15 protein-coding genes are annotated in these 21,801 nt (G+C 48.3%); 5 read left to right on the top strand and 10 right to left on the bottom strand.

What is annotated here, in order from left to right; translation table 11 throughout:
• Window positions 1–44: 44 nt before the first annotated feature.
• The 3 genes from NST38_RS02755 to NST38_RS02745 all read right to left on the bottom strand — a co-directional run bounded on the left by NST38_RS02755 (window position 45) and on the right by NST38_RS02745 (window position 3,308).
• A complete protein-coding gene (locus NST38_RS02755) occupies window positions 45–1,724 on the bottom strand; it encodes a bifunctional ADP-dependent NAD(P)H-hydrate dehydratase/NAD(P)H-hydrate epimerase (RefSeq protein ID WP_076254480.1) in 1,680 nt (559 codons plus the stop codon).
• Between the two features lie 202 nt (window positions 1,725–1,926).
• Window positions 1,927–2,559: an NAD(P)-dependent oxidoreductase gene (locus tag NST38_RS02750; RefSeq protein WP_076254478.1), complete on the bottom strand. Its 633-nt coding sequence runs from the start codon at window positions 2,557–2,559 to the stop codon at window positions 1,927–1,929.
• A 320-nt stretch (window positions 2,560–2,879) separates the two neighbouring features.
• Window positions 2,880–3,308, bottom strand: coding sequence for a GNAT family N-acetyltransferase (locus NST38_RS02745; RefSeq protein WP_076254476.1), 429 nt, complete (start codon window positions 3,306–3,308; stop codon window positions 2,880–2,882).
• A gap of 111 nt (window positions 3,309–3,419) precedes the next feature.
• Here NST38_RS02745 and NST38_RS02740 point away from each other — a divergent pair, with 111 nt between their 5' ends.
• On the top strand, window positions 3,420–4,307 hold the full coding sequence (locus NST38_RS02740; RefSeq protein WP_076254473.1) for a hypothetical protein: 888 nt from the start codon (window positions 3,420–3,422) through the stop codon (window positions 4,305–4,307).
• Window positions 4,308–5,284: 977 nt separating this feature from the next.
• Here the strand turns inward: NST38_RS02740 and NST38_RS02735 are convergent.
• A complete protein-coding gene (locus NST38_RS02735; RefSeq protein WP_076254533.1) occupies window positions 5,285–7,996 on the bottom strand; it encodes an S-layer homology domain-containing protein in 2,712 nt (903 codons plus the stop codon).
• A gap of 364 nt (window positions 7,997–8,360) precedes the next feature.
• On the opposite strand from NST38_RS02735, the gene NST38_RS02730 reads away from it, so the two are divergent.
• Complete coding sequence (locus tag NST38_RS02730) at window positions 8,361–10,682, top strand: helix-turn-helix domain-containing protein (RefSeq protein ID WP_076254471.1); 2,322 nt, start codon at window positions 8,361–8,363, stop codon at window positions 10,680–10,682.
• A 353-nt stretch (window positions 10,683–11,035) separates the two neighbouring features.
• On the top strand, window positions 11,036–12,574 hold the full coding sequence (locus NST38_RS02725; protein WP_083685137.1) for an extracellular solute-binding protein: 1,539 nt from the start codon (window positions 11,036–11,038) through the stop codon (window positions 12,572–12,574).
• Window positions 12,575–12,664: 90 nt separating this feature from the next.
• On the opposite strand, the gene NST38_RS02720 is transcribed toward NST38_RS02725, so the two are convergent.
• The 6 genes from NST38_RS02720 to NST38_RS02695 form a co-directional block, all read right to left on the bottom strand.
• Window positions 12,665–12,904, bottom strand: coding sequence for a YezD family protein (locus tag NST38_RS02720; RefSeq protein WP_036607453.1), 240 nt, complete (start codon window positions 12,902–12,904; stop codon window positions 12,665–12,667).
• A gap of 156 nt (window positions 12,905–13,060) precedes the next feature.
• Window positions 13,061–13,936: a sulfate ABC transporter permease subunit CysW gene (cysW, locus tag NST38_RS02715; protein WP_076254467.1), complete on the bottom strand. Its 876-nt coding sequence runs from the start codon at window positions 13,934–13,936 to the stop codon at window positions 13,061–13,063.
• 67 nt (window positions 13,937–14,003) lie between these two features.
• Window positions 14,004–14,840 (bottom strand): sulfate ABC transporter permease subunit CysT, encoded by an 837-nt coding sequence (gene cysT / locus NST38_RS02710; protein ID WP_017690928.1) that lies wholly within the window; start codon window positions 14,838–14,840, stop codon window positions 14,004–14,006.
• Window positions 14,841–14,927: 87 nt separating this feature from the next.
• Window positions 14,928–16,007, bottom strand: coding sequence for a sulfate ABC transporter substrate-binding protein (locus NST38_RS02705; protein WP_076254465.1), 1,080 nt, complete (start codon window positions 16,005–16,007; stop codon window positions 14,928–14,930).
• A 480-nt stretch (window positions 16,008–16,487) separates the two neighbouring features.
• Window positions 16,488–18,365: a rhamnogalacturonan lyase gene (locus tag NST38_RS02700; RefSeq protein WP_051449820.1), complete on the bottom strand. Its 1,878-nt coding sequence runs from the start codon at window positions 18,363–18,365 to the stop codon at window positions 16,488–16,490.
• A gap of 367 nt (window positions 18,366–18,732) precedes the next feature.
• Window positions 18,733–19,788, bottom strand: a complete 1,056-nt coding sequence (locus tag NST38_RS02695; protein WP_076254463.1) for a lactonase family protein — start codon at window positions 19,786–19,788, stop codon at window positions 18,733–18,735.
• A 235-nt stretch (window positions 19,789–20,023) separates the two neighbouring features.
• Here NST38_RS02695 and NST38_RS02690 point away from each other — a divergent pair, with 235 nt between their 5' ends.
• Window positions 20,024–20,884 carry an AraC family transcriptional regulator gene (locus tag NST38_RS02690; protein ID WP_179087964.1) on the top strand — a complete coding sequence of 287 codons (861 nt, stop codon included), beginning with the start codon at window positions 20,024–20,026 and terminating at the stop codon, window positions 20,882–20,884.
• 145 nt (window positions 20,885–21,029) lie between these two features.
• Window positions 21,030–21,713, top strand: a complete 684-nt coding sequence (locus tag NST38_RS02685; RefSeq protein WP_076254458.1) for an S-layer homology domain-containing protein — start codon at window positions 21,030–21,032, stop codon at window positions 21,711–21,713.
• The last annotated feature ends 88 nt before the right edge of the window (window positions 21,714–21,801 follow it).

Here is a 21,801-nt window from a genome sequence, read left to right as displayed (position 1 = left end):
GCAGTAACCCAAAACCGAGAGTTTGTCCCACACCTGCCCCATCCTCACAGTGCATCGATGATATCTCCGGCCAGCAAGGACGATGGGTCACCGCGCAGCAGGGCTGCGCGTTCGGCGGCCTGTCCGTGGAGATATACGCCGAACGCGGCGGCTTGCTCCGCGCTGAGCCCCTGGGCAAGCAGACCGGCGATGATGCCTGTCAATACGTCTCCGGCACCGCCAGTCGCCATGCCGGCGTGCCCGGTGGTGTTGATGTACGCCTCGCAGGATGGCGTTGCGATGACCGTTCGTGCTCCTTTGAGCACAAGGGTCACGCCCTGCTCGCGGGCGTATTTTGCAGCGTGTCCAATGCGGTCACGCTGCACCTCTTGGGTCGACATGCCCAGCAGTCGGCCCATCTCGCCAGGGTGCGGCGTCAGGATTGTCGCCGCACTTCGCTGGCCCCAGTCGCGAGGCCCATGTGGGCCAGCGTCTGCCAGCATGTTGAGGGCGTCCGCGTCGATGACGAGCGGACGATCCGATTGTTGCCACAGACGGCGCAGCCAGTCTGTGTCGCCCTGGAAGCGGCCAAGGCCTGGGCCGGTCGCGAGCACGTCGCGGCTCTCCGCAAGACGCAGCACGGCGTCGGCGGAAGCCGCGTTCCATTCGCCGCTGTCGCCATCGGCGGCGGCAGCAAGCATGAGCTCGGGCACGGTGCCGATGACATGCGGCAACAGTGCCGCGGGCAGCGCCCATGTGGCGAGCCCGCAGCCTGCGCGCAGCGCGGCCTTGGCCGAGAGCAGGCCAGCGCCGCTCATCGGCAGACTTCCTGCGGCCAACAGTACGTGGCCGTAGGTGCCCTTGTGGCCGTCCGGTGCCCGTAGACGGCCTGTATCCACGCGCAGCGCACCGCGCAGCACCTCGTCCGTCAGCAGACGGACCGAGGGGCCATGCTCTGGCGCAAGCCGCGCGGGAATGCCGATGGCGCGCACCACAATGCGCCCCGCGGCAGAAGCGCCCGGGTACTGCACCAGCCCGCGCTTAAGCAGCGCGAGACATACGGTCACCCGGGCTTGAATGCAGGGCTTGTACACCTCTCCGGTGTCGGCGTCCAGCCCGCTTGGCACATCGGCGGACACGACCGGCTTGCCGCTGTCGTTCGCCGCCTCAATCAGCGCCGCGTAAGCTCCGCGCGGCGCTCCCCGCGACCCGGTGCCCAGCAGCGCATCCACGATGCCTGTGCACCGGCTGAAGTCCACGGCTTCGCGCCCGTGGACAAGAGCAGGGATGCCAAGCTTCGCGGCGGCATCCCGTTTCACTGCGGCTTCGCCCCGCAGTGCATCAGGGGCATCGGCGTAGACCAATGTCACGCCAAGCCCTGCTTCAACCAAATGGCGCGCGGCCACCAGCCCATCGCCGCCATTGTTGCCCTTGCCGATCAGCATGTACCACAGCTGATCTCCCGGGCGCTCCATCACCAGCGCCGGATCGGCGATGATGTCGCCACCATAACCTTGCCGATCGCCGGGCCCGGTGTGTGCCCGCCTAGCATCGGTCTGGCTGCTATAGTCAAGCTGCTCTGAATCCACAAGCCGGCCTTCTGCCTGTCCTTCCCGGCACAGCTTGATGACTTCCTCAGCAATGGCTCGGCCTGCATTCTCCATTAGACTGGCAGCAGGAATACTCAGCTTATGAATGGTATACTCGTCCACAGCTCTCATCTGTTCAGCGGTTACGATAAACAACGTTCATCCCTCCCCGTGACAAGCTCATCTCATACTTGAAAGTAGCAACTTTGCACCTAAACTCTGCATCTTATATGTGTATCGCTATCTTTCCTCTTACCTCATCCAGTTACCACAATCCACTCGATACATCATCGAAAACTCTATCGATCCGTGTACGAGACCTTCAGATTAAATCATCCATTCCAAAGCCTGTCTACGCTTAATAACCTACCGTAAACCGTGCTTGGATAAATTGCGGATCGTCCAGTTCATCCACCAAAGCCGCTGCAAAATCGCCAACGGAAATCGAGCTTTCCCCGATATCATCCGTAATCACACGGTTCATGCCAACCCGGAACTGGCCTGTCCGACGTCCTGTTGTGATTGTCGCAGCAGGGCTCATGTAGGTCCAGTGAATACCTGATGCTTCAATCAGCTCATATGCTTCTGCATGGGCTTTTGCCAGTGGTTTGACTTCTTCCGGGAATCCCGGCGTATCCATCAGCATATCCCCGGAATCGGTTAGCAAGCTTCCCGCTCCACCAACTACAACCAGACGTCCTGCTTTTGCCCGGCGCACGCCCTCGATCAACGAACGTGTCACTTCCAGCATCTCTTCTTCTCCACCAAACTTCGGTCCATATGCACTCACAACCACTTCCTGACCCGCTGCAAAATCAGCCACCTGATCCGGGTTAAGCAGATCTCCCTGTTCTACACGCAAACGCTCATGAACCATCTCAACCTTCGAAGGGTCACGCACCACCGCTGTCACTTCATGCCCACGATCCATCAGCTCCCACAGTATCATCTTGCCAATCGCTCCGGTTGCTCCAAAAATGGCTACTTTCATATGAATTCCCTCTTTTCTGTAGATATCATCTTGTCAACTTACCGTTATTTTAATACTTAATCCTATTGTTATATACCTTAAACGGCTCACGCCATCTTAAACCGGATGTAAACAACTTGTAAACCTATCTCTTACAGCTTATATGTAGAAAAATAATCTTTACTTCAACTAGCGGAAGAAGCACCGACACTCTTAAGTATCCCCTCTCTCCGCTAGCACTCAACACGAATCATGCAAAAAAGCCGCTAAATGCGGCTATACTAAGATAGTTTCATACGACATAAGTCTATTCTTATCTCAAAATTTCAGTTTCCGTTCCGCTAGGTAGTCGGTCCTTCTTCTCCCTGCCTCCACCACATGCCCTCCGATTTTGGGCTGGTGTATTCAAATCCAAATTGAGCATAAAGTTGATCAGCCGGAACATCCGCCAGCAGACTGACCAAACCACGGGCAGGTACTGCTTCACGCAGATAATTCATAATCTCGCTCATGATCAGTTTTCCATACCCCATTCCCTGAACATCCGGGTGTACAGCAATATCGACGACCTGAAAGAAACAACCTCCATCTCCAATCACTCGCCCCATGCCTATCAGCATATCCTCTTCACGCAGACATACGGCAAACAGGCTATTCCGTAATCCAATCTCTGCGCCTTCCCTGCTCATTGCACTAAGGCCGGCAATCTGCCGTAAGGCAAGATACTCCACCGCTGCGGGTGGTGTGTGTTCAATACTCACATGATCCATGAATTGTGCCCCTTTCTGCTTGAATTCATCTACTTCCTGTGTAATAGTGAGAGAAAGCTTACGTGAAGCGTGTTTCATGATACGTGAAGTTGGTGCAAAGGAGGAACAAGTGTGTTTCAACGTTGGATTGAAGATCTAACATCGCGCCCAGGCGCTGTGGCTGTACTGTTTGGAGTCATGGCTTTGCTTCTGGGGATATACATATGGTCTGCCACTGAAGTTCGCCGCAGCCACGAAAGGCGAATGAGAAGGATACGAGATACATTATACATAAGTACAGCCCTCTTGGGACAACTTACCATCCAGGAAAATCGGAATTATGAACGATCGGAACACGAACATGACGATCTGATAACAGCAATGTTAGCCTGCAAAGCTGCATCTTACCTATCTCCTCAGCTACAGGACCAGATCCGTGACTGTATTAAGGATCATGACCCTGCCAGAATTGGACTGATGCACAGAGCACTGGAACGGGAATGCACCGTATTATCGGATGAACTCAGCCGGGATACTCATGCAGATCATTGGGGCACAGCGGTATGGACCATCCTTCGGCCTGCAGCCGAACCATTGGCACTAGCAGCCACAGGGTTTCTAGTTACAGATCTGATATTTCGTCAGCGGATGTTGGACGTCCATGTAGACTCATGGGACAGCATCTTGCCATGGATTCGCGCAACTTCCATAATGATCACCATAATATATGGTTACCTGCTCTGGGCCAGCCCACGACGGGATAGGTCAAGTACAGTAACCAAAATGCTCTCCTTGCTGATCGCACTATGCTCGTTGCTCCATCTGATTGGACCTATTGCTGCGCCCTACGCCCTTGGATTACAGCTGATTATATTCACTTCGGGTTTCGGGTTGACTGGGACACGCTCTCGAAGTGAGCGCCCCTACGCAGGACATACGGATCTGGAACCAACGAAGCAAGTCTCTACGGAGATGGAAGGAAACACACGTCGTACATCTGGTACCAACACCGACGAATAACCTACGATTCAGCCGCTTCCGTATGATTAAACTTAGATACCCACATCGATGATACGAGACTTGGCCCTCCCTCGGCTGGATTTTCACCGATCAGGTCATGTCTCCTTACTCGGCATGCTATACGATGATGAATGTCAGTATCCCAAATTTATCGAGCTCCCGTCTGGCTGTTCCTATTGAGTAGCCTATCGATTTTATAAGGAACACAGGACGTCTTATATTACCTCTACAGCCTCTTTCAAAATTGTAAAGAACCTCAGACACGTTATTTCCCAAAATCGCTCGATAAAAACGCTCTAAAACGCCGTACATTTCGATATAACGTGTCTCAGATTCCTTAGATTTCTGCGGGTGCTTCAAACCCTTGAATAAGACGCCTCATATTCGTTAGCGCTCAACCCCTGTTCATGCTCTGTTCCAATCGCGACTGAGAGGAAACCTCGTTTCTCTCTCGTACGAAGCGAAAATTCTCATTGGTAGTGGAAAATAGGAAAATCGCTTTTGCGACGTCCTAATTGCTTGCTCTTACATTCAGTATTTAGCGCTTGCCTACTCCGGACACGTTCAGATACACTTCGGCTTTCAGCACGTGTTGAAAACATCCCCTATATCCAACGTATCTGTACGCAAAAAGGGCTTAAACTACATTGTAGTTTAAGCCCTTTTCTATAATCTTTTCTTGCGAAGAATTGAACGATATAAAATGAATTTTAATAACTACACAAAAACGGAGAGGGCAGAAATAACGTGAAGAAGCGAAGCTACAAGTTTTCTGTAAGAAAATTACTTCGAAAGCATTCGCTACGCCTAAAGCCTTTCGGAAAGAAAGCTCCATCGAAAGCATATGCTTATCCCCGGATTTTTTCCTTTGAAGAAGGAAAGAATCTGGGATAACAGTGATCGGAAGGTTATTCTGTCATCGAAGTGGCATGTGTGACATTCTTTAGTTCACTTTATATCATGGATAATTACTTCACTTATTTGGCTACAACATGTGCAATGACGCGGCCCTTTTCGTACGTGACAGTCACGTCATAACCATCTGCCGTTACACTGTCGAATTCACCTGTAATTCCATTAGCCGTGATTAACGTAATATCTTTGGAACCTTCAATCTTATAGTTGGACAAGTCGAGTTTGAGACTTCCTCCATCAATATAGAGCTTTCTGCCAACATTCAGCTGACTGTTGTTGTCAGTCACTACCAATTCCAACGTACCGTTATCCATGGTAAAGTTTCTATCTAAGTTGAGTGCTCCGTCGACATCAACGACAACTGTTCCATTTTCTACATACAGATCACCTGTACCAAAAGCAGTTGCAGATTCAGCTACCAGCGTTCCTGCTTGCAGCAATGTTCCGCCAGTGTAGCTATTTTTCCCTGCCAATGTAAGGCTTCCTGTTCCCTTTTTCGTGAGCATTCCACTACCGGTGATATCATTTCTCCACCAGTCTTCTGCATTGAAGCGCCCTTTGGAAGCGTCCATATCCACAGTTACATTGTTCAAGAATGCACCGTATCCATCCGCAGCCGTGACCAGATCAATTCTACCCCAGCCCTTGGATTCATCCAGTACAGGATATCCAGAGTCAATGGATGTTGTATACAATACTTGTCTGCGTTGCTCATCTGTTAAATACGGTTGACGTGTTTCTAACAGGGCTTCTGCTCCTTGCGGTACAACTGGAGCCAAACCTTTGGTTCCGGTTTGTGGCAGACCGTAAGTCATCTTTTCTCTATAGAAGGCTTTATTGGCATCATGATCTTCCCATTTGTGTTCATCGTAAGCACTCTTGAACGTGTAATCCTCTGTTACGGTATGTGCATACTCATACAGACTCATATTTTTTTCCTTGGCTGCAGCTCCAAATACTTCTCCTGCATTCTTATAACCTTTCTCTAACACATCTTTATTCTCAGCCTGATTAAGTGCATATGCAGCCATGGCTGTGGATTGTATTCTTCCTCCTATAACATCAAGCGGTGAGTGCATCCCCGTTACGATTCGATTCTCGCCCAACTGAGCTGCTCTCGTTAACAATTCAGTGAATCGTTCTGGTGTAGCGTATGCCAAAGGAAATACGGATAAGTATGCTGCACTGGTATGTCCGCTCGGAAATGCACCATCTTTCCCTCTTCCATCCTCAGCGATTCGTTTGACATAAGTTAACGCAGGAATAAGCTTAACGTTAGTTTCGTATTGCTGGTAATGTTTTTCTCCTGTTGATTTGGTGCCGCCTGAAGCCAAAGGTACTTCTTTTTTCTCACCTTCGCCCAAGGTTTCCCATACAGGCAGTCCTTTGCTGTCAACAACTTCTTTCACTTCTCCATTGGAATTCATTCTCCACGGTCTAGGGGAAGAGTAGAAATATTTAGAGGGATTAGATGAGGCAGGAATTTTGAATCGAACCAGATCAACTAAATGAACCAAGTCTGCAAGTTCCGTCTTTGCTTCCCAATCTCCAATGCCTTGGCTTTCATCTTCCACTGTTTCTTCGGTCAATACCACATTCATCTCGTCCACCGTTCGTTCAACGTTTGTCTTTGGCTTGATGATATCTACATACGTGTTAGCCAACGGACCAAAGCCCTCCATCACGCTATAGATCTTATCTCTTTGGTCATCATAATAGGCTGCCAATGTCTCTTCACCTGTGCGATTTTGCGTGACCTTTTCTACATATTTGATATTGGCTTCCCAAGTTGCTTTGTTTCGGATCTCTTCATTTGCATATGTTTTCTGATCAGCAACAGCTACGGTTGGATCATTCTTAAAGCCGTCATAATATGGAGTCGGTCCATCTCCATACTTTGCATTTTTCCCGTCAGCTCCAATTTTAGTTGCCGCTGTTCCATCTCTCCAATCCGCTAGGTTCATGGACCATACTTGATCAAAACCGTCTAAAATATCAATAAACGGATTGGTTTCCGCAATATTTTTCAAGGTGTCGTCTCCGGCATTGGCTCCGTGCTTCACGGCGGATAACCGAGCTTCATCTGCTGGGGGATTAACATTCAGAACGGTTGCCGTTCCTTTTGGCTTAGCTGGTTTGGCAGCTGTAGTAGCATCTGTTTCCACAGCTTTAACGAGCGCAGACACCGCTTCGGCACGAGTAATGGAATTAAGCGGTTTGAAGGTTCCATCTGCATATCCGGAGATAATTTTCGTTGCTGCCGCTCCACCTACAGCTCCCTTGCTCCACGCCGCTATAGACGATGAATCGCTAAATACATTCGCTGCTGTTTCATTTAACTCCAGATTCAAAATGCCAGCGATCACTTTAGCTGCTTCTTGACGGGTGATCGGATCTTGCGGCTTCATTGTGCCATCGGTGTATCCATCTATATATCCATTCGCATTTGCAATAGAAATTGCTTCGTAATACCATGCACTCTCAGACACATCATTAAAGGTAATTTTAGCTTGTCCGGAATATCCAAAGGCACCGTTTACCAAATTCATAAATTCTGCTCTTGTAATATACGTATTCGGTTTAAATGAATGATCCAGGTAACCTCGAATTAATCCTTCATCACCCCATGCTTGAATATTTGCTTCCGCCCAGTGTCCCTTAATATCAGAGAACTGAATCTTCTGATCGGCTGCAAAACTCTTCTCTGCAAATGTCGGACCTACCATAGACAACATTAGAAGTAATGCCAGTGACTTTTTAAGTGGTTTTCTCATGGCTTGCAAATACACGCTCCCGTTATGGTAAATTATTTTTTTGCTTCTGCATCTGCAAATGAGTAAGAAAGACTCTATACAGATGTCTGATCTGCCGTTACTGTAGCATTAGGGAGCGTTTCGCATCTATAGAACAAATTCCGTTTTATATCAAAATCGTACGTTCTGGAGCTTATATGCCAAGAAAAATGGAGTTAGATACTACATTTATCAATTAAAATACCTACTTTTGTAAACGCTTTATTAACTAAAAGTAAATTATGGAGTGGGAGTTTGTTAAATTTCGATCAACATGATTTCTAGTCCTCGGCCTGCTATATAATGATGAAGTTGTTTAGAAAAGAGACATGAAGGGGGAAAAAGAATGCATAAGCCATTTCAAACTGTAAGATCCAAGATGGTTCTTTCCTACCTTGCTGTTGTTCTTGTCATTGCGCTTCTTTTCGGCTCCATTCTATACCTCTTCTTCTCCCATCAATACAGCAAAGAGATTCGAATCAATAATCAGCTGTCACTGAAAAGCACTGTCAATACTATTGAGAGCTCCGTTATCCAGAAGGTGAATCAGGTCTATCTGTCCCTGGCACTCGGTAACGCCGCTAGTATCGATCTAGATAGCTTAAAAGGAAACCATAGCAAAATCCTGGACATTGAACAGTCCCTCAAAAATATGGTGCAAAATTACTCCGATCTCATTGAAGCTATTCATGTGTACGATACGAAGAACCACTTCATCGTCTCATCTGTATATGGGCTATTGCTCTATGAGGACACGCCTTCGAGTGTGGATCATACGACGGATTGGATTACTGCGATGAAAGAGACTCCAGAAAGCTCCTTATGGATGAAGACTCGCATGGTGCCTCAGGATGCTTATATCGAATCACGGGAACAAGGCAAGATGAGTCCTCTAATTTCCTATGTCCATAGTTACCCGTTTCAATCGTCTGGACAAGACAGTAAGGCCATGATTGCGATTGATATCAAAGAATCAGCGATCAGTCAGATCATTAAAAATATGCTCCCTGCTGACTATGCAAATACATTAATCATCGATCAGGACGGAACCGTCATATCTGCCGCGGACAAAACGTTGATAGGTAGCTCCACGGAGGATAATCTGACGCAGGCGCTGCTCACCTTTCATTCTTCAGATGAGAGCTTCACACCTGTATTTAACTATGACTCTCATGTCGTTACCCAAGATCAATTTAAAGGAAATGCATGGAGAATCTACACAACCACACCTAATGAAAGCTTCTATTATAAATTGGATAGCTTGAAGGAGATTTCGGTTCTTCTCGGTTTATTGGCTGTTGCGGTTGGAATAGCGATGTCGTCCATCTTTACCAGGGCCAACTATAGTCCTCTTAAACGAATCATGAATAACATCAAGAGCCGGATGGATAGCCCAACCAGCTTAAAGCAGGACGAATATCGGTTCATCGATACAACGTTTAACAGTCTGTCCAATAAAGTTGATAGTCTTGAAGAAACTTTACAGGCCAATCACAGAATGATTAAGCATAGTATCATGCTCAATATGTTAAATAACCGATTTACACCCGAGGAACTTACGGAACAGCTCCAGTCTGTTCACATTTCAATGGCCTACTCTCGCTTTCGCTGCATTGTCATTGACCCCGTCAATGAGAAGTGGAAGGATCTGCAGCCACGACAGTTGCAGCATACGTTGTATACGATGATCCAGCAACTGGAGATCGCAGAAATGGATGGAACTCAACTGCTGGCAGAGGAATTGCAGGATCACAAAATAGCAGTAATCATCTGTACCAACCAACCCGAAGAACCGCTCTCTGATCACATTGTAGACTTTATTCACGCTGAGGCGAGCAGCAGATTTGGTCTGGAATTTGTACTATCGTTAGGCGGATGGGTAGAACACTTCACGAAGATTCACACAAGCTATCATCAGGCGAATACCCTGATTCGATACAGCTACTTCTTTCCCGAGCAGTCTGCCATTCAGGATCTTGATCTTCTGAACAGAGAAGTCAGCAGTTTGGAAATTCCGGAGTCATACCTCGTAAACTTTGAAAAGAAATTGCAGGCTCGGGATGTGCACGGCACAGTTCAGGCCATTCAGGAATTGGTCGCTACAATAAAAGAAGGCCCCTATTCAGCCGAATACAGTCGGATCATCTTATTAAAAACGTTATCTATTTACGCTGAGTGTATTAATCAGGTGCGCCTGCAACCCACCGAGGCGAGTTCATTGAATATGTACAAGCAATTTTCATTGTTCTACAATATCAACCGCTATTCAGAATGGATGATTCATCTTGTGACCGAATTTGTGATGCAGATGGAGAAGCGAAGTGAGGTACGAAGTGTGGATACCATCTCGGCTGTCAAAGCCTATATTCACGAGCACTTATCAGGCGATCTCACGCTGGATCATGTCTCAGAGCAAGTATTCATCAGCCCTAAATATCTCAGTAAACTTTTCAAGGAAGAAACCGGGATTGTTTATTCCGAATATGTTACGAATCAGAGAATGGAACGCGCACGGGAACTCATGACACAGCGTGAAATCACAGTTGAGCAGGTCGCAAGTACTGTCGGTTACCGAACCCCTGCTTATTTCATTAAGAAGTTCAAAGAAATCCACGGCTGTACGCCAAAAAACTTCATGCGCAATCTAATGGAGCAGGGATCTATATAGGATCAATTTAACATTTACACAAAAACGGAGAGGACAGAAAGAACCTGAAGAAGCGAAGCGTTCGCCTAAAAGCTTTCTGAAAGAAAGCTACTTCGGAAGCATACGCTATTCCCGGATTTCTTCCTTTAGAGAAGGGATCAAAAGAAATCTGGGAATAACAGCGATCGGAAGGTTGTTCTGTCATCGGAGTGTCCGTGTAAATATTCTTTGATTAAACCTATATAGAATTTGAAATCAGGAAAGGAACTGCTATGAACATCAACCTTTCAAGAAAGTTATGTCTATATTCCGCAATGCTCCTCCTTATCGTATTTACAAGTGGGTGTACCTTTTTAGGAAGAGAAACAGCACAAGTGCAACAGCAAGACCATCTAGCAAGCGCTGAGAAGGATACAGCACCGCAGTATACGATATCCTGGACCATGCATCAAAATATCCCTGTTCCTGAAGACGCCGAGATGATTACCTATATTGAGGATCGGTTTGATGTCGATCTGGAGGTGTGGAATCTTGAGAACAAGCGATACGAGGAACTGCTGGACCTGGAGCTTGCTCAAGGGAAAATACCCGATCTGTTCCGGATCAGACAACCGCATGATCTGCTTAAGTATCAAATGCAAGGGGTCTTAGCGGAAATTCCCCCGGAAGTTCTTGAACAATATGCGCCAAATATCGTACAGCGAATTCGCGATTATGATTCACGTTATTTAGAGTATGGAAAAATAAACGGTGGCTTATATGGAATTCCGGCTATTAATCAGACCAACATCTATCGAACCCCTGTTGTATACCGAGAGGACTGGCTTAAGCAGCTTGGTCTGGAGGTGCCAAAGACATTAGATGAATTTGAAACGGTTATGTATGCTTTTGCCAAAGATGATCCGGACGGGAATGGTAAACAAGATACGTATGGCCTATCCAGAGAGGGCTTAAATGTGGTGTTTGGCGCTTTTGGACAGTCCGTTTTCACCGAGCAACTGTATTTTAATGAAAAAAACAACCAACTCGTGATCGGTGCTTTGCAGCCTGAGATGAAAAAAGCCCTGACTTATATGCAAAAGTGGTATCGGGACGGGATTATCGACCCTGAGTTTATAACCGGCGAAAATAAAGGCGGCTATAAACATCTATCCCATGCTTTTATTAATGGAAAAATTGGGATGACCTCGATGGGCAACTATTATCATTGGAATCAAGAGGGAGACTACAGTGTCCTTAATGAAAATGGCCAAGAAACTCCAGTGGGGGCCTCGTTCAATGTTAATGAGCTGTTACAGAAGAACGCAACTGCAGAGGTTGTATTTGGTTCTCCTGTTATTGGTCCTGATGGACATAGCGGTTCAAAAGGGAACAATCTGCTGATGAATTTTATTGCTATAGGTGCTGAGGCTGCGAAGGAGCCGGGAAAACTGGAGAAAATTTTGGAGATACTCGATTATGTAAGTGCCAACCCCGATCCGGAGGAGCAGATCAAAATGGAGTATGGCCTTCCAGGAAAACACTGGAATTGGAGCGTTGAAGATTCAAACTCGTTCCATTTACTTTACCCATACAACAGAATGGAGAATTATATTAATATGATCGGCTCAAGTATCGGGATGACGGTTCCAGGTACACCCTCGGATAAACGTGAACAGTGGGCTGCATCTGCAGGGTTGACGGAGAATGGTATCTATAATCGCCTGGAGGTTGCAACCCCTGCCCTCATTCAATATTCATCTGAATTGATTCGCATGAGAGACAGAGCGTACATCTCCATCATCACTGGCGATCAGCCTGTGGGGTATTTCGATACCTTTGTGGAAGAATTCATGGATGCAGGTGGGCAACAGGTACTGCTCGAAGCGAATCATTGGTATAAAGAGCATATGGAGACAAGTCGTGCCCAATAGGTAGGATGGTTTGGAACATGCATTTCCCATGAGTTTCTGGATTTTACATGTGTTTTTATGCACCTATCTTCGCTTCCTTCACGTCACTCTCTATCCCTTCGCACTCGCATTTGATCCGCGTAGTGAACGGGCTGAACTGCTTCGTGCCGTGCTTCCGGATTTGGAGGCGCTGCCTGAGGGCGTGTTTTCAAAACGCTTGCGTTCGGTCCGCTCCATCTGCACAATCTGACCTTCGTGCACCACGATATGCAATGAACCAAACTCCATGTCATTCAGCTGTCCGGCAATTCGGTCCAACCATACCTCATCCACTTTTAACGGCTTAGCCATAGAGCCGCCTCCTCTTCTCGGGCTATTGCCCGCCATATTCCTAAGTACGCTGTCATCCAACGGATTTATAAATCATTCTTATCCAACCTATATACTTGGTTTATACATTAGCAGGGCTTCCAGTAGCTGTCAATCTGTATTTTCTTCTTCTCATAATCACTTTTCTGAAACGGCTTTGTGTCCAAGCCAGCTCTTGAGTAGCAACGTGGCGAGAGCCAGAATCAGGAGCAGGGAAGCTACGGCAAATGAAGCCGAGAATTGATATTCGTTATACAAAATCTCGACATGAAGTGGTAACGTATTGGTCTCCCCGCGGATATGCCCGGACACCACAGATACGGCTCCGAACTCGCCCATAGCGCGGGCATTACACAGAATAATACCGTACAGCAGTCCCCATTTGATGTTGGGCAAGGTTACACTCCAGAAGATTCGCCACCCGGAAGCACCTAGCGTAACCGCCGCTTCCTCTTCCCGGGTTCCCTGGTCCTCCATTAGTGGAATCAACTCCCTCGCTACGAACGGGAAGGTAATAAACAGCGTTGCAATGACAATGCCTGGCAGCGCAAAAATGATTTTAATATCATGTTCGGACAACCACGGCCCTAACCACCCATTCGAACCAAAGACCAATACAAAGATCAACCCGCCCACCACAGGCGAAATTGAAAAAGGAAGATCAATCAGGGTGATCATGAGTCCCTTGCCCTTGAACTGGAACTTGGTAATGACCCATGCAGCGGCCACACCAAATATCGTATTCAGCGGCACGGTAATCGCCGCAACCAATAACGTGAGTTTCAGTGCAGACATGGCATCCGGCTCGGTAAGAGCCGCAATGTACACACCCCAGCCCTGCTTCAACGCCTCCATGAGCACAATGGCCAGTGGCAAAATAAGCAGCCATATGAGTACCAGGCTTGCCAGTCCAATCAACAACCATTTGACCCATGGAGCTTCTGTTGTTGCACGGTTAGTTCCACGCCCGGTCTTTACGGGTGGAACAGGGCTCAGTGGAACGGACCCCGTCATATGCTACACCTCCTTTGTTTTGGGTGAGTGACGTCTTTTAATATCCTTAATCCATCATGCTTCATTGTCATGCTCTGCCCGCCTTCCGGCTCCAACGTTGCAAGGAATTAATGATCAGCAGCAGGATGAAAGAAACCAGAAGTAGCAACAAAGCTACAGCTGTAGCACCTGCATAATCGAACTGCTCCAGCTTGGCCATGATCAGCAATGGAGCAATCTCCGTTTTCATCGGCATATTGCCTGAGATAAATACAACCGAGCCATATTCGCCAATGCCCCGGGCAAAAGCCAGAGCAAAACCCGTCAGCAACGGTGGAATCAGATCTGGCAACAGAATCGTGCGGAATATCCGCCATCTTCCTGCCCCCAGTGTGGCAGCCGCCTCTTCCACCTCAGCTTCCAGCTCCTCCAGCACCGGTTGCACCGTGCGAACTACAAACGGAATTCCGATAAACATCAGCGCCAGCGTAATCCCGGCCTGTGAATAAGCGAGCTTGATGCCCAAAGGCTCTACAAACTGCCCAATCCAGCCATTGCCGGCATAGATCGCCGTAAGAGCAACCCCTGCTACCGCTGTCGGCAAGGCAAAAGGCAGATCAATGACCGCATCAAACAACCTTTTGCCCGGAAATTCATACCGAACAAGCACCCATGCCAGGAGTAACCCCAGCACGAGATCAATCAGCGCCGCTGCACCTGCGGTCAGGAAGCTGACCTGGAAGGAAGCCAGCACCCTGGGATTGGTCGCAACCTCAATCATGGTTGCCCACGTCAGCCCTGTTGAGTTAAATAACAGCGCAGCCAGTGGAATAAGTACAACCAGGCTCAGGTAGAACACACTGTAACCCATCGTTAATCCAAATCCCGGCAATGTGCGTCTCCGCGCCACCATCACCTTGCTCATGCACGTTCATCCTCTCTGCCTTCAGCCGGTAAGGCTGGTTGGCCGCTCACAGCGCGATTGATCGGGTGTTCATTGAACAGAGCAACCTTAGCTGCCTGGAACATAGATCTGGTCGAAGATACCACCGTCATTAAAATGTTTGGCCTGAGTATCCCGCCATGTACCAAATACATCTTTCAACGTGAACAGCTCAAGTGCCGGGAACTGATCTTTGAATTTTTCCTCCACGCTGTCCAGCGTTGGGCGGTAATAATTTTCAGCGGCAATCGTCTGTCCCTCTTCACTGTACAAATATTTCAGATAGGCATCCGCCACGTCGCGGCTTCCTTTTTTGTCTGCATTTTTGTCCACAATCGCAACGGGCGGCTCTGCCAAGATACTAACCGAAGGCACGACAATGTCGAATTTGTCCGGACCCAGCTCTTTTACCGATAAAAAAGCTTCATTCTCCCAGGCAAGCAGCACATCACCAATGCCACGTTCAACAAACGTCGTTGTAGATCCGCGAGCACCCGAATCCAGCACAGGCGCATGTTTGAACAATTCACCAACGAATTCCTTCGCCTTCTCTTCATCATTGTTATTATGCTTAAGGGCATATCCCCATGCCGCCAGATAGTTCCAGCGCGCCCCGCCGGACGTTTTGGGATTTGGGGTGATGACTTGGGTATCCCCTTTGATCAGATCATCCCAGTCCTTGATGCCCTTTGGATTACCCTTACGTACAAGGAAGACAATCGTAGAGGTATACGGAGAGCTGTTATGCTCGTATTTATCCTGCCAGCTTTCATTAATCAGACCTTTATCTTCAATCGCATCAATATCGTATCCCAATGCCAGCGTCACCACGTCTGCATCCAGTCCGTCAATAACAGAACGACTCTGTTTGCCCGATCCCCCATGGGACTGCTTGATGGTCACTTCCTGGCCTTTCTCTTTCAACCAATGCGCCGCAAACGCTTTGTTATATTGCTCATAGAGTTCCCGCGTTGGATCGTAGGAAACATTCAGCAGCTCGATGGCCTTGGCCTTTTCTGTGTCGCCTTCCGATCCCCCCGATGTTCCTGCTGCACTGGACCCGCCGCTATCCGATCCGCATGCTGCCAGTACCCCTGTTAATACCAGTGCCAGACCAACCAAAATACCCTTATGAATTCTCTTTTTCATAAATAACACTCCCCCGATATAGATCTGCATGACTACCTCAGGCCGGCTGAACAGGATCAAACGCCCCGTAAAAAACAAGAAGACGGAGGAACCCCCGCGCACTTCTCCCCATAAAGTCATGCCGGCTTAAAGGCCGTGCATGCTCCATCTGGAAAGGATGCGCTGCGGTGTTCCTCCGTCTATACGGTGAGAACGTTATTCTGTTCAGGTTGCATGGTTGCATCTGTCTGTAAAATGACTGTTTTCACAATGAAAACAAATTCATTTTTATTATTCCTACCTGTTTAGTAAGTTATATACGTATAATAAAGGCAGTCTATATACCTGTCAAACGTTTTTTCCGATTTTTACCGTATTTCTGGGCTATTGGTAAAAAAAGAGGAACAACGAACCAGCGTCCGTTGCTCCCTTCAGCGAATCCCATACTTCGCTGGCTATTGAAACATGAACGGAATTGGACAGCCACACCTTGTCCACTCCTCATCTGCCTGCATACCGGATATTGGGTACCGGTGGTGTGCTCATGCCTTCTCCCAGATAAAAACCGGTGTGTGGCGGTTGATTGTAGGCTACATTTTGCCAAGCGACGCCAAGACGGTACACTGGATCATGCATCAGCGTGTAGATGCGTTTGTCCGTAACTGCTGTTGTGGTATAGATCCGCAGTGCTGAACTGTCATTCGTCCGCCATACCACTTCCTCTCTCCAGTCCCCGAACAGATCGGCCTGCAGATTCGGCGTAGACTTGGTACCGTTGTTCGAAGAAACGCCGGAAGCGGTGAGCAGGTTCATCGTTGTGCTGTTAGCATAGTTCCACTTATCGATTCGGTTGCTGTCCAGCAGTTCACGGAGCAGATCCCCATCCCACCAGATGCCAAAATTCGTGGAGGACGGCAAGGTTGTCCCGAGTTTCTGCCCTTTGGCTGTGTACAGACTGCCGTCTGCCCATACTTCAGCGCCTTTATATCTTGGATCGATATCTGCCGCCATGCCACGTCCAATATCCTTTGTTGTTTTGACTCCCCAGATTAACTGGCCTGTACCTGCATCACGGAACTCAACGCCGGCATTGGACGGTGTCTCATGAACCTGAAATACCTCAAGTCCAGGGCGGTCCGGGTCGAGGTCACTCAGATGCATGGCATCGCCATGATGAAGCCCTGTTGTGTACAATCCTTTGCCGTTGTCATCCACTGCCATGGCACCATAAACGATCTCGTCTTTCCCATCTCCATCTACGTCCGCCACACTCAGATTATGATTGCCCTGCCCGGCATAACCCGAGTTACCGGAGGTATTGGAATCAAATGTCCATTGTTTGGTCAGCTGTCCATTCCGCCAGTTATAAGCCACGAGCACTGTGCGGGTGTAGTACCCACGCGCCATGACCAGACTTGGGCGCTCTCCATCCAGATAAGCAATGGCGGCAAGGAATCGGTCCACCCGATTGCCGTAGTTATCCCCCCAACTGGATACATTGCCACGCGCCGGTTCGTAGTTCACCGTGGAGAGCGCTTTGCCAGTCTGCCCATTGAAAACCGTCAGGAATTCGGGACCAGACAACACATAACCGCTAGAATTGCGGTAATCCTTGCTTGCATCCCCGATGACCACGCCAGTGCCATCCTTGGTGCCATCGGCTGTTTTCATCGCAACTTCGGCTTTGCCATCACCGTCGAGATCGTACACCATGAACTGGGTGTAGTGAGCACCCGCTCGGATATTTTTGCCCAGACTAATCCGCCAGAGGCGTGTTCCGTTTAATTTGTAGGCATCGATAAACACTTCCCCGGTATAACCACTCTGGGAGTTATCCTTGGAGTTGGAAGGGTCCCACTTCACGATCAATTCATACTCACCATCACCATCCAGGTCACCTGCACTGGCATCGTTGGCACTGTAGGTGTAGGCTACTCCATCGGGCGTTGTCCCACCTGCAGGTACACTGAGCGGTACAGATAGATAGTTATTGCCCCATACGCTTGCAGCCGCTGAAGCAGCTTGCTCCGTTCCACTGACGACAGCGCGAACCGTATATTTGGAACTGCTCGTCCCGCTTGCATCCTGAAGGTTGGTGCTGTTTGTTATGGGCGATGCGTTCACCTTGGTTCCATCCCGATATACGTTAAACGATACATTCGATCCTTCCGTTCCCAGAAGCCGCCAACTGATAAACACACCTGTCCCGGTCTTCACAGCCACCACACCGCGATCCAGATATTCCATCTGCCTTGGACCCGCTGCATGTGTTACCGACGTGTTGCCAAGGCCAAGCGAAGTAATCAGTAACGCGGAACTCAACAACGATACTCCTACTGTACGTAATGTGCGCTTCCACAATGATGATCGATTCCCCATAAACAATTGCCTCCCCAATTGGTTTGGTAAGCCCGATGCCCTTGTAGCGCCATCTTTTATGTAAGCGCTTTAATATATTCATTTTAAATTAAACATATAATTCCATCTATAGGTCTGATTTAGTAATTGAATGGTTGGCATATGAAAAATGCCAAAGGATTTCTCCTTCGGTTAGCCGTTGCCCATTCTTCGAATTGCTTCAGTCGACTGGAGTCGCAATCAACTGACTCACGGATATGGGACGATTCCCATGTTCGCATAAAAAGCCTAAAAAAGCTGTAAAACCATGTGTTTCTCCATGATTTTACAGCTTATAGACCACTTTTTAGATGTAATATTCCACGTTTACTTCACCGTATTACAACTTTTATACCACAGGCGCAATACATACCGGACGAGGCAGTTCTAGCTTGAACCCGTTATGCGTCAGACGTCCGTCTTCTTCACTGATCTGGAAACCTACGAGGTTATTGCTGTCCTGATTCGCCACGACCAGAATCCCACCTGGCAAAATATTAAAGTTACGCGGTGTCTGCCCAATCGTGGACGTCCACTCTACAGCTTCCAACTTACCGCTCTCCTGATCAATATGATAGAGCACGATGCTGTCATCTCCCCGATTGGATGCATACAGGAAACGTCCACATGGAGATACACGGATGTCTGCAGCCGTACCCTCTCCTTTATGCCCTTCTGGAAGTGTGGAAATGTGCTGTACCGTAGTGAACTCCCCTCTGCGCTCATCGTACAGGAATGCCGTAACCGTGTTGTCCAATTCGTTGATCACATAAGCCCACTTCGAGTTGGGATGGAACACAAGATGCCTTGGCCCTGCGCCTGGTGGCTGATCCATCTCACGATGGGTAACCAGACGTCCCTCTTCCAAGCGATACACAATGATCTGATCCAGACCGAGGTCACATACGTTAGCATACTGCCCGGACGGATCGGGTTGAATGGAGTGTGCATGCGGCCCTTCCTGGCGTTCTTCATTGATTCCACTTCCCGTGTGCTCCACCCATGCACTCATCTCACCAAGCGTCCCCTGATCGCCAACCGGGAATACATTGACACTGCCGCTGCTATAGTTGGATGAGAACACCCACTGACCATCCTTGGAGACAGACACATAACATGGAGAAGCCCCTCTGGTCTGTTTTCGATCCATCAGGTGCAGCTCGCTCGTTGCCGCATCTCTCCGATAGACCAACACCTCTCCCTCGTCCGTCTCACTCGCCACATACAGACAGTTTCCATCCGGGCTTAGCGCCAGATAAGACGGATTATCCACACCATCCATGTGATTGACGATTCGCATCTCTCCTGTATCCGCATTCAATGCACATAGGAATATTCCGGGTTCATCCGCTGACGCATACGTACCTGTATAGAAAAGCGTTTCCTGTTTTTTGACTGGTTCCATATCTAAATCTCTCCCTTATCTTGTATATTCACTGTTCTGATTCTTCCCACTGGTATGTACTTACCCAATTCACGGGCAACTGCTTCACTTCCTGTAACGTGGCTTTCTAAATCGAGAACACCTCCGGTGAGCGCTCTCATATCTGTCATTGACTCCCTTATCGCCTCTCACCATAATACAAAGTATGAGACCTAACAACAGACCACCCCTACAGCGTAAATCTGACGGATTTCGTATGCAAAAACTCATTGTGCTTCCGGACTCCCTGCTGCAAGAAACCGCAGCTTATCCGGTCACGTCCGGATTATATGTTACCGATATCGGTTACTTTCACGAGGCAGAGCATCATTACCGTGACCGTCCCAATGGTTGTGAATCACACATTCTGATGTACTGTGTCCAAGGCACAGGCTGGTATACGATGGATGGCAGCAAGACATATGATGTCAGCCCGGGAAACCTCGTTATATTACCTGCACATGTCCCCCATGTGTACGGAGCCAACGCAGCTGAACCATGGAGCATCTTCTGGATTCATCTGCGCGGGGAACACGCTTTATCCTACATAGAACCCTTGTTAACTCATCATATTACTACCATGCCACCGGCCAAGGCTCAGAAATGGCTTGAGCTTTTTCATGAATGTTACGGCGCACTTGAGACGGGTTACTCCATGCAGACGATGACGTATGCCTCCCAGATTATTGGCTATATGCTGGGCATGCTCGCTTATGGACCGGAGACGACAGGGTCAGATGGTGGGATCGTGAGCAGCAAACGTGCGGCCGAACAATCCGTTCAATATATGCTGGAGCACCTGGAGAATGGAATCACCCTCAAGGAACTGGCGGCTCACGCGCGGCTGTCTGTCCCTCATTACTCTCAGTTATTCAAGCAAGCTACGGGGCATTCGCCCATCGATTATTTCCTGCGGCTGAAGATTCAACATTCCTGCCGCTATCTGGATTTTACCGATTGGACCGTGAAGCAGATCAGCTCCGAGCTTGGATTCAAGGACCCTTACTACTTCTCCCGTCTGTTCAGCAAAATGATGGGACGTTCACCCACAGATTATCGAAATAAATCCAAAGGTTAGAGGCAATGCCTTTACTTAGCCCTATCTGAATGATTATGAATTCAGTTGGAAAATTCCAGCAACCTTTTGAACAGAAGGGTCGTCTATAGGGGCAAATAACTTTTATATAAAGGGATCATCCCTGGAAAAGTGAGGCGAACCTATCATGAAAAAAAATATACTTGCTACATTAACTGCGGGAGCTCTGCTCACGCTGTCTCTAAGTGCAGGCCCGATCAACGCTGCGCAGGCCCAATTCACGGATATTCAAGGTATCGCAGGAGCAGACAAAATCGAATCTCTCCATAAAGATGGATTCATCAAAGGTGTGAGTGACAGCTTGTTCAAACCTGAACTGGAGTTAAATACCGCTCAGGGCATTCAACTGATTGCGGACGGCCTGAATCTGAATCTGGACACGATTCGTTTTATCAAAATGCCGGTACCAAGTGACTACTTCTCTGCTGTAAAAGATGGCGTATGGTACAGTGATGCATTTATCCGCGCACAATATAATGGCATTCAGATGTCACAGAATATCGATCCGTCCAAACCGCTTACTCGTGAACAATTCACACTGTTCCTGATGCAAGGCATAGAGGCCAAAGGCGGTCTGCCGATGATTAATATCAAACCTGTGGACATTACCGACGAAAAGGAACTTACGCCAGAATATCAAGGTGCCATTCAGCGTTCACTCGTTCTCAAAATCAATGAACTGGATGCCGACGGAAACTTCAATCCAAAACAAACGATTACTCGCGCCGAAGCAGCAGTGATGATGTATAACGCAATCGAGTACATGGAATCGTTCCATGCACCACAAATCCCGGAAACACCTGAGAAGTAATCATTTCATGGTGGAAGCTAAGAACTCACTTGAGTGGTGAATCCGATCTATTGGGGTCCCAATGAATGGCCTTTTCCATACAACCCCA

Source organism: Paenibacillus sp. FSL H8-0104, from assembly GCF_038050215.1.
Classification (GTDB): domain Bacteria; phylum Bacillota; class Bacilli; order Paenibacillales; family Paenibacillaceae; genus Paenibacillus; species Paenibacillus amylolyticus.
Note: the sequence above shows the minus strand (reverse complement) of the source record. Positions and strands in the feature narration are given on the sequence as shown.

Coding starts and splice junctions, on each gene's coding strand:
- NST38_RS02720 (WP_036607453.1), bottom strand. CDS start 12,904: ATGGCTAAGCCGTTAAAAGTGGATGAGGTATGGTTGGACCGAATTGCC.
- NST38_RS02685 (WP_076254458.1), top strand. CDS start 21,030: ATGAAAAAAAATATACTTGCTACATTAACTGCGGGAGCTCTGCTCACG.
- NST38_RS02730 (WP_076254471.1), top strand. CDS start 8,361: ATGCATAAGCCATTTCAAACTGTAAGATCCAAGATGGTTCTTTCCTAC.
- NST38_RS02745 (WP_076254476.1), bottom strand. CDS start 3,308: ATGGATCATGTGAGTATTGAACACACACCACCCGCAGCGGTGGAGTAT.
- NST38_RS02700 (WP_051449820.1), bottom strand. CDS start 18,365: ATGGGGAATCGATCATCATTGTGGAAGCGCACATTACGTACAGTAGGA.
- NST38_RS02695 (WP_076254463.1), bottom strand. CDS start 19,788: ATGGAACCAGTCAAAAAACAGGAAACGCTTTTCTATACAGGTACGTAT.
- NST38_RS02735 (WP_076254533.1), bottom strand. CDS start 7,996: ATGAGAAAACCACTTAAAAAGTCACTGGCATTACTTCTAATGTTGTCT.
- NST38_RS02750 (WP_076254478.1), bottom strand. CDS start 2,559: ATGAAAGTAGCCATTTTTGGAGCAACCGGAGCGATTGGCAAGATGATA.
- cysT (WP_017690928.1), bottom strand. CDS start 14,840: ATGAGCAAGGTGATGGTGGCGCGGAGACGCACATTGCCGGGATTTGGA.
- NST38_RS02690 (WP_179087964.1), top strand. CDS start 20,024: ATGCAAAAACTCATTGTGCTTCCGGACTCCCTGCTGCAAGAAACCGCA.
- cysW (WP_076254467.1), bottom strand. CDS start 13,936: ATGACGGGGTCCGTTCCACTGAGCCCTGTTCCACCCGTAAAGACCGGG.
- NST38_RS02705 (WP_076254465.1), bottom strand. CDS start 16,007: ATGAAAAAGAGAATTCATAAGGGTATTTTGGTTGGTCTGGCACTGGTA.